The following is a 13,102-nucleotide window of genomic DNA, read 5'->3' on the forward strand; positions in this document are numbered from 1 at the left end:
AACATGAGTAATTTCATGAATCTAGACGGTAAGATTGCATTGGTTACAGGGGCCAGCCGAGGTATTGGTCGGGCTATTGCTGAACTTCTTGTAGAACGCGGTGCAACGGTCATCGGTACTGCAACCAGTGACAATGGTGCTGCTGCAATCAGTGAGTATTTGGGTGAGAAAGGTAAAGGCTTCAAACTGAATGTCACAGATACCGATTCTATTGAGTCGGTTCTTAAGACTATCAATGAGGAGTTCGGCGGGATCGATATCCTCGTCAACAATGCCGGTATTACTCGTGATAACTTGCTGATGCGGATGAAAGATGAAGAATGGCTAGAAATCATGGATACCAACCTGACTTCTATCTATCGTCTTTCAAAGGCTGTTTTACGTGGCATGATGAAGAAACGTTGTGGTCGTATTGTCAATGTGGGTTCTGTTGTGGGAACCATGGGGAATGCAGGCCAGGCAAACTATTCTGCTGCGAAAGCCGGTGTAATTGGCTTTAGTAAATCGATGGCCAGAGAAGTTGCTTCTCGTGGTATTACAGTCAATACTGTTGCACCCGGTTTTATCGAAACTGATATGACAAATGCTATGAATGATGAGCAAAGAGCTGCTACACTCGCTCAGGTTCCCGCAGGAAGATTAGGTTCTCCGCGTGAAATTGCAGCGGCTGTTGCGTTTTTAGCTTCTGAAGAAGCAGCGTATATCAGTGGAGAAACGTTACATGTCAATGGTGGCATGTATATGATCTAAGTCTGTAGTGAAAATGTTTGTAAAAGTGGATAAAATGCAATTATCGATGTTTATAAGCATTATCACCATGAGTGCTTAGTATTTATGCATGATTTATATCAAAAATGGTCTGAACTTCGGTTAAAATCGTAAAAATTGTGGTTTGACCAGCGATGACCCTCTTGCAACTTTCCCTAGTTCTAATAAACTACGGGACATCGCATTAAGCGAAATCTGTAAAGGAAAAGAAAAATGAGCAACATCGAAGAACGCGTAAAGAAAATCATTGTTGAACAGCTAGGTGTAGACGAAGCAGAAGTTAAAAACGAAGCTTCTTTCGTTGAAGATCTAGGTGCTGATTCCCTGGATACAGTTGAGCTGGTTATGGCTCTTGAAGAGGAATTCGACACTGAGATTCCTGACGAAGAAGCTGAGAAGATCACAACTGTTCAAGCTGCGATCGATTACGTTAAAAGCGCTCAGTAATCTATCTCTCCAGGCGGCTATCTGGCCGCCTGAGTTTTAATTAACTCGTCTCATCTCTTCTATAGAACTTTTTCAATTCCGGAGAATATGATTGTGTCCAAGCGTCGTGTCGTTGTTACTGGTATGGGGATGTTATCACCAGTAGGCAACACAGTAGAATCTTCTTGGAAAGCTTTGCTGGCAGGACAAAGTGGTATCGTAAATATTGAACACTTTGATACTGAAGGCTTTTCAACTCGTTTTGCAGGATTAGTGAAGAACTTTAACTGTGAAGACTATATGTCTAAAAAAGATGCCCGAAAAATGGATTTATTTATCCAATATGGTATAGCCGCGGGTATGCAAGCATTAGATGATTCAGGTCTTGTCGTAAACGAAGAAAATGCAGCACGGGTTGGTGTTGCGATCGGTTCTGGTATTGGTGGTTTAGATCTGATTGAGGCTGGTCATCAGGTTTTGGTTGATAAAGGTCCACGTAAGGTTAGCCCTTTTTTCGTGCCTTCGACAATTGTGAATATGGTTGCCGGTAATTTATCAATTATGCGCGGATTGCGCGGACCAAATATTGCTATCTCCACTGCCTGTACAACAGGTTTGCACAATATCGGACATGCCGCTCGTATGATCGCATACGGGGATGCCGATGCAATGGTTGCCGGTGGTGCAGAAAAAGCTTCAACACCGCTCGGTATTGCCGGGTTTGGCGCCGCGAAAGCGCTGTCAACTCGCAATGACGAACCGGAGAAAGCATCCCGACCATGGGACAAAGGGCGCGATGGGTTCGTCCTTGGTGATGGTGCCGGTATCATGGTGCTTGAAGAATATGAACACGCGAAAGCTCGCGGTGCAAAAATTTATGCAGAATTAGTTGGTTTTGGTATGTCTGGTGACGCCTACCACATGACTTCACCAAGTAGTGATGGATCTGGTGGTGCATTGGCTATGGAAGCTGCAATGCGCGATGCCGGTATTACCGGAACTCAAGTCGGTTATATCAACGCTCATGGAACCTCAACACCGGCTGGTGATCTTGCCGAACTGAAAGGTGTTAAACGTGCTTTAGGTGAGGAAGGTGCAAAGCAGGTACTTGTATCATCGACAAAGTCGATGACCGGGCATCTTTTAGGTGCAGCGGGTTCTGTTGAAGCCATCATTACTGTGATGTCACTTGTTGATCAAATCGTTCCACCGACGATTAATCTGGATGATCCGGAAGACGGCTTAGATATTGACTTAGTCCCGCACACTGCGCGTAAAGTCTCTAATATGGAATATGCGATTTGTAACTCTTTCGGGTTTGGTGGAACTAACGGCACTTTAATCTTCAAAAAAGTGTAAGTTATTATCTTATCCACTTGTATTGATACGGCTTGATGCATAGCATTAAGCCGTTTTCTTTTTGTAGGATGCAGATATGATTTTGATTGACGGGATGCCAGTTTCATCCATACCTGCTGATGACCGATCTTTTCAATATGGCGATGGTTGTTTTTCGACGATTCTGACCATCGACGGACAGATGCAGCACTGGTTGTATCATCAGCAAAGAATGGAAGCTTGTCTGACCATATTACAGATTCCGTATCCGGATTGGGATGACGTCGCGCGCTGGATGAGTCAGGTTATTGTGGCAGCGCCCAAAGCTGGTATCAAAATTCATATCAGCCGCGGCAGCGGGGGACGAGGATATAGCCCCAATGCGATTCCCTCACCAAGGGTGACTGTCCAGTCATTTGATTACCCGAACCATTATGAGGCGTTGCTCTCAGATGGTGTCCGGTTAGGCATCTGCCAGCAGCGTCTCGGGCATAACCCATTGTTAGCCGGGCATAAACATAATAACCGTTTAGAGCAGGTTTTACTCAAAGCTGAAGCTGAGCGAGCCGGTTGTATGGATGCGGTCGCGCTGGATCTGCACGATCAAGTCATTGAGACGACCATGGCAAATTTATTCTGGTTTCGGGATAATGTGCTCCATACACCGGACTTAACATTAGCCGGTGTTGCCGGAGTAATGAGACGTGTCGTGCTCGATATTGCGACTCAGCAGGGAATCATGGTGAATATCGGCCATTTTTCTGTGGATGATATGCTTGGTGCCGATGAAGTTTTTATGACGAATTCAATTCTGGGGGTGGCACCTGTTGTTCAGATTCAGTCTGCGTACTTTGTACTGGGAGAGCGGGTGCGAGATTTACAAAAGAGAGTAAACCGGTGTTAAAGAAATTATTATTTGGATGTTGTCTTGTCGCTTTCGTGGTGGTTGGCAGTGCTATTGTGCTTTATCAAAAAGTAGATACTTATCTCACGCAGCCACTTCAATTGTCGGCGGAACAGCAATTTGTGACGATTCGTCAGGGTGAGTCATTGCGCTCGGTTCTAAAATCTTTTGAAGCAAAATCTTGGTTATATCCTTCTATTGCGGTCCATCTGATACATCGGTTCTATCCGGCACTGGCTAAAATTAAAGTTGGAACCTATCAGGTAAAGTCCGGAGAACCGTTGCATAATGTTCTGCATCGGTTTACGGCCGGAGACGAATATCAATTTACGATTACCTTAATTGAAGGGAGTCGTTTTCAAGATGTTTTGCAAAAGTTGGTTGCAGAGCCCCATCTCAAGCATGAGATTCAGTCAATGTCAGAGGCTGATATTGCGAAACGATTATCGATAGACGAGTCAAAATTAGAAGGGTTATTCCTTGCGGAGACTTATCACTATACAGCCGGTACCAGTGATATAGAAATTTTGAAACGGGCAAATCAGAAGTTGAAGTCGGTACTTCAGAATGCTTGGGAAAACCGCCAAGAGGGGTTACCTTTGCGTTCCCCCTACGAAGCGTTAACATTAGCGTCTATTATTGAAAAAGAAACAGCGATTAAAGATGAGAGACAGTTGATCGCCTCTGTCTTTATCAACCGACTCAATAAAAGAATGAGATTACAGACCGATCCAACGGTTATCTATGGTATGGGATCACGCTATGACGGCAATATCCGTAAAAAAGATTTGATCACCCCCACACCTTACAATACTTATGTTATTTATGGTTTGCCACCAACCCCGATTGCGATGGTTGGAAGGGCGTCAATTCATGCTGCACTCAACCCTGAAGTCAGTGATTATCTTTATTTTGTCGCAAGTGGAAATGGCGGCCATGTTTTTTCTAAATCGCTGGCGGAACATAATGCTGCGGTAAAACGTTATTTGAAACAATTAAGAATTAAGAAATGAACGCGAAATTTATAGTCGTTGAAGGGTTAGAAGGTGCCGGAAAAAGCACTGCGATCCAAACCGTGGTTGATACTCTGAAAGATTTCGGTGTTTCTTCTGTCGTCAAAACACGAGAGCCGGGCGGAACGCCGATTGCGGAGAAGTTACGTCGTCTCGTCAAGGAAGAACATGAAGGTGAGGTCGTCTATGATATGACCGAGTTACTGCTGATCTATGCGGCTCGGGTACAGCTCGTTGAAGGTGTGATTAAACCTGCGCTACAAGGTGGACAGTGGGTGATTGGTGATCGCCATGACTTATCTTCTCAAGCTTATCAGGGGGGAGGACGGCAAATTGACCCTGCGATGATTCAAACGTTAAAAAAGTCAGTTCTGGGGCAGTTTGAACCTGATTTTACGCTTTATCTTGATATCAACCCTGAAATTGGATTGGAACGGGCTCGGGGGCGGGGGGAGCTGGATCGCATCGAAAAAATGGATTTAAGTTTTTTTGAGCGAACTCGTGCCCGATATCTACAATTAGCCAATGATGATGCGCGAATTCAAATTATTTCGGCAGAGCAGCCGTTAGCGATGGTGCAGCAAGATATACGGCATGTATTAATGAATTGGTTATCTGCGCAATAGAGGCTTATGCAATGTCACTCTACCCTTGGTTTCAACAGACCTGGCAACAGTGGTGTCAAACACTGGCACATGATTTAGTTTCGCCAGCGACGTTGCTGGTGGTCAAAGACGGGATGGGGGAAGCCGCTTTTATCGAAGCTGCGGCTCGTTCACTTTTATGTGTCCATGGTGCTGAGTTATGTGGTTATTGTCATAGTTGTCAGCTGATGGATGCTCAAAGTCATCCTGACTTTCACTGGGTGCAGCCAGAGCAGGAGGGGAAATCAATTACGGTTGATTTGGTTCGGCAGATTAATCAGTTGGCTCAGGCTTCTTCTCAGTTTGGTGGTTATCGGGTCATCGTGATTCAACCTGCTCATCTCATGAATGAATCAGCGGCAAATGCTTTACTTAAAACATTGGAAGAGCCACCGAGCCATTGCTGCTTTATCCTTGTTACGGATTGCGTTGACCACGTGCTACCAACCATTTTAAGCCGATGTCGTCAGTTACACGTGCCTGAGCCGGATCAGACGATTGTCGCAGAATGGTTAGCAAAAGAAACTGGTCAGGATGTGGCGCCGTATATGGTTAAACTGAATGATAGTGCACCGATCCGAGCACTCCAGTTTATTCAGTCGCAGTCGCATGAAGATTATTTGCGACTGGTTGAACTATTCTGTCATTTTCTGCATTCGCCATTACAATTTATACATACCTTGGTTGATGAGATCCAAACTTCTCCGCTTACGCGCTTAACTTGGCTATGGTATTTGCTGACTGACGCACAGAAACTTCATTTTCAGACCCAAGATAAAATAACGTTGCCGAAGAGTGAAGAAGTTGCGCAATGCCTTTCTTATAGTATGCTTTATCAACAATATCGAGAATTAATCACGTTACTGCATCGTCTGGAAGTACACCGTGGTTTAAACTCAGAACTACTGGTTTTTGACTGGTTATCGAAATTTAAAGGAGCCCCATGTTTGTCGACTCCCACTGTCATTTAGATAAACTCAATTACGATGAGTTACATCAGGATATTCAAGATGTTTTAAATAAAGCGCGCAATGCTCAGGTTGAGCAAATCCTGTCCGTGGGTGTGACGCTGGCATCATTTCCTCAAATGCTAGAGATGATTGAACCATTTGACTGGGTTCACGCTTCCTGTGGAGTTCATCCGTTGGATGTTGAAAGTGATTTTGCATTGGATACTTTTTATGAATATGCCAATCATGCCAAAGTTATTGCCATCGGAGAGACAGGGCTTGACTATCATTATCGTCCGGAGACAGCTGAGTTACAGAAGCTGAGATTCATGCAGCAAATTGAAGTGGCAGTTGCACTGAATAAACCTTTAATTATTCATACTCGTAACGCAAGAGAAGATACGCTGGCATTGTTGCGTCAAGGAAAAGCAGAGCAATGTCGTGGTGTGATTCACTGCTTCACAGAGGATATGGCATTTGCTCAGGCAGCGATGGAGCTTGGCTTCTATATTTCAATTTCGGGTATTGTGACCTTCCGTCAGGCGATGGAATTAAAAGCCGTCGTCAAAGACCTTCCTCTAGATCGTCTGTTGATTGAAACAGACTCTCCTTATTTGGCTCCCGTACCTCATCGAGGACAAGAGAATCAACCCGCGTTTGTTACTGAAGTGGCAAAGTATATTGCTCAATTGAAAGAGATACCTGTGAGTGAGGTTGCACAACAAACCACTAAGAATTTCTTGGATCTTTTTTTTCTATAAAAAAAATGTTTGTTGTTAAAAATATTACTATGCACCATTTTGGGGCGACAAATTAATTTGCTACGCAAAAAAATATATTTTTGGTCGGTTGTTTCGCTGATTTAATCGACACATATCGTAGAAAAGTTAATTTGTAATGATAATTAACATAAAGACGGCATTTATTTTCGTTGAAAAATTAGATTTTATAGTAATAAATTCCATGTTTATCAATGACTTATATTCATTGCAATCCATTTCATTATGCTTGCTATGATTGTGATCTATATATTACTTTGAAACTAAAGTTGCTAACTTTCTGGAAAGTTTGAGAGACGTCAATATATATTTAGAGCCGGAAAATATAATGCCTATGTGGTTAACTTTCCACGAGAACTTGGGGAATGGCGACGGGGGTGGCCATAAGGTTCTCGTAAATTAAATTCTAATAACTTACTCAGGAGCATAAAATATGTCTAAGAGCCTTTTTGCGGAACTGCAAAAAGTTGGTAAATCCCTGATGCTACCCGTATCAGTTTTACCAGTTGCAGGTATATTACTTGGTGTCGGTGCCGCTAATTTTAGCTGGTTACCAGAAGTCGTTTCTCATCTGATGGAGCAGGCAGGTGGTTCGGTATTCGGACAGATGGCGTTGCTGTTTGCTGTCGGTGTTTCATTAGGTTTTACAAATAATGATGGGGTTTCTGGGCTTTCTGCAATCGTGGGTTACGGTATCATGGTTGCGACATTAAAAGTCATGGCAACTGTGATGGGTGTTGAATCCATCGATACAGGGGTGCTCGGGGGGATCCTTTCGGGTGGTCTGGCCGCTTGGGCATTTAACCGTTTCTTCAAGATTCAGTTACCGGACTATTTAGGTTTCTTTGCTGGTAAACGTGCTGTACCGATCATCACGGGCTTCCTGTCGATTATTCTGGGTGTCGTACTTTCGTTTATCTGGCCACCGATTGGTTCTGCTATCGCTGCATTCTCTGATTGGGCCGCGCAACAGAACCCTGTGTTGGCATTCGGTATTTACGGCGTAGTTGAACGTTCTCTTATTCCTTTTGGTCTGCACCACATTTGGAACGTACCATTCTTCTATGAAGCCGGTACATGTACAAACAATGCGGGTCAAGTTGTTCATGGTATCATGACTTGCTTCCTGACTGCTGATGACGCTTCTCGTGCTGCGGGTAATGGCTTTGGTCAGCTTGCCGGTGGTTATCTGTTTAAAATGTTTGGTCTGCCTGCTGCTGCTTTTGCAATTGCGCGTTGTGCTAAACCTGAAAACCGTGCAAAAATCATGGGTATCATGGCGTCAGCTGCATTGACTTCATTCCTGACTGGTATTACTGAACCTATCGAGTTCTCATTCCTGTTCGTTTCACCATTACTGTATGGAATTCATGCGCTGCTTGCTGGTCTGGCATATGTCATCACTAACTACTTGGGCATAGTTCACGGTCATACATTCTCAAATGGTTTCATTGACTTTGTCGTGCAATCTGCACATGCACAGAAAATGTTACTGCTTGTTGGTGTCGGTCTTGTTTATGCTGTGATTTACTATGTTGTATTCACCGTTGTCATCCGTGCTCTGGATATCAAAACACCAGGCCGTGAAGATGAATCACTGATGGACGACGTTGTTTCTGGTGATTCAGAAATGGCATCTGCACTGGTTGCTGCATTCGGTGGTAAAGCGAACATCACAAACTTAGATGCATGTATCACTCGTCTGCGTGTTTCTGTGGACAACACTGATGCTGTTGACCAAGAGAAACTGAAGTCTCTGGGTGCTGCAGGTGTTGTTGTGGTTAAAGGTGGCGTTCAGGCTATCTTCGGTACTCGTTCTGATGTATTGAGAACTGAAATGGATGAATGGATGCGTGGCCATAACTAATGGCTGGGTGAATTTCATTTTATTACCCAAAGGGAGCTTCGGCTCCCTTTTTTATGGTTGTTATTATCGGAGTTAGTTGAAGACGATGACAGCCAATTTCTATTCAAAATCTGGCCACTGAGCCCCATCTATCCCGTATAGTCAGTGATATTGACTGGTGTTGCCTCTTGAAAAACCGGGGTATTTCCAAGGCTGATAAATCAAATCTTTTGAATTTCTTTATTTTTCATTTACTCATTCATGACATTAATGACTTTTAAGTAATTAAAGTAATGTTTATTTATTCATGTTTATAAGAGAGTTGTACGATGAGAATAATGACTATTGCGATCGGTGCCTTAACACTGTCATCATTTGCTTATGCTGCATCATCGGTCACATCATCTCCTCAGGCTGCTGTTGGTATTGGCGTCGATCAGGGGTTAAGTGCCATATTAGAACTGAATGACCAGTACCGTTTTTCCCTTGGCAATGATGGTATGAGTGCGGATTATTTGTTTAAGAAAGGGCAGTTTGACCAGCCGAATATTCCTGTGGATTGGTATATCGGTGCCGGTGGCTGGACAGAGTGGGGTGATGACGACAATGATTTTGGTGTCAGATTACCTCTTGGGGTGGACTGGACATATAAAAACCGTATCCATGTTTATGGACAGGTTCATCCAGAACTTGATTTACATGACGATGTCGAGCTTCAACTCGGTGCTGCGGCTGGCGTGAGTTATCAATTTTAAACAACACAACAAATTGCATCACGAGAGATGACGAAGGATAGTGAACAACTCAGTTAATCTCGAGGGAATACGAAAAAGGCCGATAGATGGATATCTATCGGCCTTTTGGGTCATTGCTAAGCATTTTTAGTTTAGTCAGATTGACGCATGGCTTTCTTCATACAGATGAATGCACCGCCCCATGTAATACCGAGGCCTAGAACCATCATAATAACTGAGCTGATATCCATGTTATACCTCCTGAGAGCGGCTGTTCAGATTAATTAAAATACCGACAACGAACAGGGCAATGATGATAACCCAGCCAACGGTTAGGTCATAGCCACCATAACCTTCGGTCAACAATGTATGTAGTTTGGTCGTAAGAATTGTGGCCAATATGACAGGTGTGATGAAGCGTAGGCAGATATCAAACCAGACACCGATAGAGAAGTCCGATTTTGCATTTGCATATTTACGAATATCGGACACTTTGAACAGCCAAGTCATCATGACAATCTCGACGAAACAGCCAGTCATAATGCCGATATTATTGGCAAAATGATCGACAAGATCGAGCAGTAAGATACCCCCATCCGTAACGAAAGCCATTGAGACGATAAAGCTTGTACCGATAACAATACTTGCAGCCTTGTTACGACGCCATTTGGTTTTATCAATGATAGCTGAAGTGACAGCTTCCATAATGGAAATATGTGAGCTTAAACCAGCGACAACTAAGGCAAAGAACATCAATGGTCCGAAAATATAAGGTGCAGGTAGTAGGTTAATTGCTTCTGGCAATGTAACAAATGCAAGCCCGACCCCTGATGAAACAACATCAGTAAGTGCTTTGCCCTGTTCTTGAGCCATATAACCTAATACAGAAAAAATCATAATCCCTGCGAGAATTGAAAAACCGCAGTTAATCAAAACCGTCATAAATGCATTGTTGGTGATATCTGATTTTTCCGGCAGATAACTGGAGTAAGCCAGCATGATGGCAAAACCGATACTCAGGGTAAAGAAGATTTGCCCGTAGGCGGCAGCCCAAACTTTGACATCCCATATCTTACTGAAGTCTGGTTTGAACATATAGTTTATGCCATCTAATGCTCCGGGAAGCATCGACATACGGCCGATCAGAACCAGTACCATAATGAATAGAATTGGCATCATAATCTTTGATGCCCGTTCAATACCTGATTTAACGCCATTCACAACGGCAATGTAGGTAATTCCCCACGCAAGCGCGACGGTCAATGCAATATTCCAGCGGATACCACCTAAGTTGGTCGGCGTGTTCTCACCTAGGCCAAGATAATTACTGAAGAAAAAGGTGTTGGTTTCTGTTCCCCAGCCTTGGGTGAACGAAAGACCGAAATAGGAGATGGCCCAGCCGATAACGGCAACATAATAAACACCAATGACTGCAGCCACACCGACTTGGAACCAGCCGAGCCATTCAAATTTTGAATGAATCTGGGAAATGGTCTTTGGTGCTGAACCGCGGTGTTTCTGTCCCATGCTGAATTCTAGAATCATGAATGGGATACCGGCCGTGAGCATGGCGAAAAGGTAAGGGATAAAAAATGCGCCACCCCCATTTTCATAGGCCATATATGGAAAGCGCCAGATATTACCCAGACCGATAGCGGATCCGACCGCAGCTAGGATAAAACCAGCACGAGAGCCCCATTGTTCTCGCTTCATTTGATACTCCTTTGGTAATGCTTTCTGAGTGATGAAATTTCACCCTATCGTAATAGTTGATTATAGAGAGTTAAAAAATAGAAGGGGGCGAATGAACACCCTTGGCTTAATTTTTATGACTCATAATCACTAATGTTTAGAATTATATTTTTATTTCTAAGCGATATCTCAGAATATTGTTCTGTATGTTGTGATGTGTGTATGCGACAGATGAGATGTTCAACTGTACATAGCTATCGAGATTACAGATTTATAAATAGAAAGGCAATAGATTGTAAATGTATTGAGAATTTTGTGTTGCAGATATATATATTACTTATATTTAACAGTGTGGGGTATTAAATTGTTGTTTTTGTATCTAATCGCGTTATTTGTCTGTTGTTAGTAATTATTTTAGTTTTTTTATCTACACTAATATCATTGGTGCTCTGTCTGATTTATATCCAAGAACCAGTGTATTACTCGTCAGAGAAGCAAATATGTAGCAGTGTTTATTACACTGCCATTGTTTTCAATCGAGGCGATAGACTGTTCGGTGTCAAGAGCATGAATTTATTTGACTAATATTTGTGATATCCTTTTCATAAGTATGATGAAATAATTGACAATAATTGTCATCTTATTAGATAGATATAGATGCTGAAGCTGTAACTGGCATGTATAGCTTCTTTATCATGAATAGGGTCATCTGACCCGGAAAACTGGAGGTGTGTATGGACGTTGATCTAAAATATGCGTTGGCTATTACAGGCATCATTTTTGCTGTATTGATTGGTTCTGGGTTGATCGCCATTGCGAACTAAATTACAACAGCCGCCTATGGGGAAAAATATTGGTGTCGTTTCTGAACAACAGGTCATCGAGAATTGTGACCGTTTGTCTCGGTTCATTGGTGGGAAAAATGCTTTGGTTGCGCAAGGTGGCGGTCAGCGCGGCATTTTTACTGCTGGTGTTCTCGATGCTTTTAATCTCTCTAACTTTGACCCGTTTGACGTCTATTACGGTACCTCTGCGGGGGCGCTCAACCTTTGTGCATTCCTGTGTCGTCAGCATGGGCTTGGCAAAGCGTTCATTACCGATTTAACCACCGACTCTTCATTTTTTAATCTTTTTGCCTATATCAGGAAAAAGCAGTACGTCGATTTATCATGGGCACTTGAACGTATTGTTGAGTACCCGTACCGGCTCGATTTAGATATGGGTCGTCAAGTTTTGGGTGAAAGAAAAGCATATGCCGCAGTCACCAGTTCAGATACATTAATCGACCATTATTTACCGATGACGCACTCAAACTGGAGAGACGTTTTGTTGGCATCATGTGCGATACCGACATTATGTCATCACCCGATTAATATCAATGGTGAATCCTATGTTGACGGGGGCATTTCTGCATCGATTCCTGTTCAGGAAGCATGGCGGCAGGGGGCTCGTTTTATCGCTGTTATTCGGACTGAATCGGTCATCAACAACAAAGCCGGTATACCGTCTGCTAACTTGCCGCCGAAACCGAGTGAGGCATGGCTGCGTCAGTCGTTTAGTTACCTGCAAAATCAGTGGCAGCAGAAAGTGACACAGTGGCGTCAGGATTGGCGTAACTATGTGCGTCAGAAAATGTCGCTGGTTCCTCAGGAAGAAATGTTGAACGGGGGGCGCTGGCTATTTGGTTCGGAGCAATTGTATCGGATGAGTCATTTAATCGGAGGGGCTGTAGACACGCATCTGACCGATATGCTGATGGTTCATTATCAGACATATGCTTTGACTCTTGAGTTTTTAAAACGTCCGCCAGATGATGTTTTTGTGATTCAGATTGCCCCGGAACAGCCGCTCCGCTCCAACACCTTGTTGAGTCGGAAAAGTGATTTGTTATGGGATTATGAGCAAGGTTTACAGGCTGGCTATAACTTTATCCGTAGCTGGGAGAATGCCCGAGCCTTGAGTGGTCAACCGCTGAAAGCGTCAAAATCAGGGCTGCTGGAATCATAGC

14 protein-coding genes are annotated in these 13,102 nt (G+C 43.5%); 12 read left to right on the top strand and 2 right to left on the bottom strand.

The annotated features are described in order from the left end of the window. Positions 1-15 precede the first annotated feature (15 nt). The 10 genes from fabG to VR7878_RS06325 all read left to right on the top strand — a co-directional run bounded on the left by fabG (position 16) and on the right by VR7878_RS06325 (position 9,423). Entirely contained in the window at positions 16-750 is a 735-nt protein-coding gene (gene fabG, locus VR7878_RS06280; RefSeq protein ID WP_077334446.1) for a 3-oxoacyl-ACP reductase FabG, read from the top strand. A gap of 231 nt (positions 751-981) precedes the next feature. Further along, positions 982-1,215: an acyl carrier protein gene (gene acpP / locus VR7878_RS06285; RefSeq protein WP_038180604.1), complete on the top strand. Its 234-nt coding sequence runs from the start codon at positions 982-984 to the stop codon at positions 1,213-1,215. Positions 1,216-1,308: 93 nt separating this feature from the next. After that, entirely contained in the window at positions 1,309-2,553 is a 1,245-nt protein-coding gene (gene fabF / locus VR7878_RS06290) for a beta-ketoacyl-ACP synthase II (protein ID WP_077334538.1), read from the top strand. Between the two features lie 76 nt (positions 2,554-2,629). After that, the gene (gene pabC, locus VR7878_RS06295) at positions 2,630-3,436 is read left to right on the top strand and encodes an aminodeoxychorismate lyase (protein ID WP_077334448.1); all 807 of its coding nucleotides are present in this window, start codon (positions 2,630-2,632) and stop codon (positions 3,434-3,436) included. Next, positions 3,430-4,449 (top strand): endolytic transglycosylase MltG, encoded by a 1,020-nt coding sequence (gene mltG / locus VR7878_RS06300; RefSeq protein ID WP_077334450.1) that lies wholly within the window; start codon positions 3,430-3,432, stop codon positions 4,447-4,449. Before pabC ends, mltG begins: the two co-directional genes overlap by 7 nt. Then, positions 4,446-5,075 carry a dTMP kinase gene (tmk, locus tag VR7878_RS06305; RefSeq protein ID WP_077334452.1) on the top strand — a complete coding sequence of 210 codons (630 nt, stop codon included), beginning with the start codon at positions 4,446-4,448 and terminating at the stop codon, positions 5,073-5,075. The genes mltG and tmk overlap by 4 nt, the downstream gene beginning before the upstream one ends. Before the next feature lie 11 nt (positions 5,076-5,086). Continuing rightward, positions 5,087-6,064: a DNA polymerase III subunit delta' gene (gene holB, locus VR7878_RS06310; protein WP_077334454.1), complete on the top strand. Its 978-nt coding sequence runs from the start codon at positions 5,087-5,089 to the stop codon at positions 6,062-6,064. Then, positions 6,037-6,804, top strand: coding sequence for a TatD family hydrolase (locus tag VR7878_RS06315; protein ID WP_077334456.1), 768 nt, complete (start codon positions 6,037-6,039; stop codon positions 6,802-6,804). Before holB ends, VR7878_RS06315 begins: the two co-directional genes overlap by 28 nt. 451 nt (positions 6,805-7,255) lie before the next feature. Next, positions 7,256-8,689 (top strand): PTS glucose transporter subunit IIBC, encoded by a 1,434-nt coding sequence (gene ptsG, locus VR7878_RS06320; RefSeq protein ID WP_077334458.1) that lies wholly within the window; start codon positions 7,256-7,258, stop codon positions 8,687-8,689. Positions 8,690-8,997: 308 nt separating this feature from the next. Next, positions 8,998-9,423, top strand: coding sequence for a hypothetical protein (locus VR7878_RS06325; protein ID WP_077334460.1), 426 nt, complete (start codon positions 8,998-9,000; stop codon positions 9,421-9,423). Positions 9,424-9,554: 131 nt separating this feature from the next. On the opposite strand, the gene VR7878_RS20815 is transcribed toward VR7878_RS06325, so the two are convergent. Both VR7878_RS20815 and VR7878_RS06330 read right to left on the bottom strand, forming a co-directional pair. Next, positions 9,555-9,653 (bottom strand): MetS family NSS transporter small subunit, encoded by a 99-nt coding sequence (locus VR7878_RS20815; RefSeq protein ID WP_139344032.1) that lies wholly within the window; start codon positions 9,651-9,653, stop codon positions 9,555-9,557. Between the two features lies 1 nt (position 9,654). Further along, the gene (locus VR7878_RS06330) at positions 9,655-11,115 is read right to left on the bottom strand and encodes a sodium-dependent transporter (RefSeq protein ID WP_077334462.1); all 1,461 of its coding nucleotides are present in this window, start codon (positions 11,113-11,115) and stop codon (positions 9,655-9,657) included. A gap of 713 nt (positions 11,116-11,828) precedes the next feature. Here VR7878_RS06330 and cydH point away from each other — a divergent pair. Together cydH and VR7878_RS06335 are read left to right on the top strand one after the other, a co-directional pair. Next, the gene (gene cydH, locus VR7878_RS20820) at positions 11,829-11,918 is read left to right on the top strand and encodes a cytochrome bd-I oxidase subunit CydH (protein ID WP_139344033.1); all 90 of its coding nucleotides are present in this window, start codon (positions 11,829-11,831) and stop codon (positions 11,916-11,918) included. A 16-nt stretch (positions 11,919-11,934) separates the two neighbouring features. Further along, a complete protein-coding gene (locus tag VR7878_RS06335) occupies positions 11,935-13,101 on the top strand; it encodes a patatin-like phospholipase family protein (protein WP_077334464.1) in 1,167 nt (388 codons plus the stop codon). Position 13,102 lies beyond the last annotated feature (1 nt).

This window comes from Vibrio ruber DSM 16370, from assembly GCF_900163965.1.
GTDB classification, from domain to species: domain Bacteria; phylum Pseudomonadota; class Gammaproteobacteria; order Enterobacterales; family Vibrionaceae; genus Vibrio; species Vibrio ruber.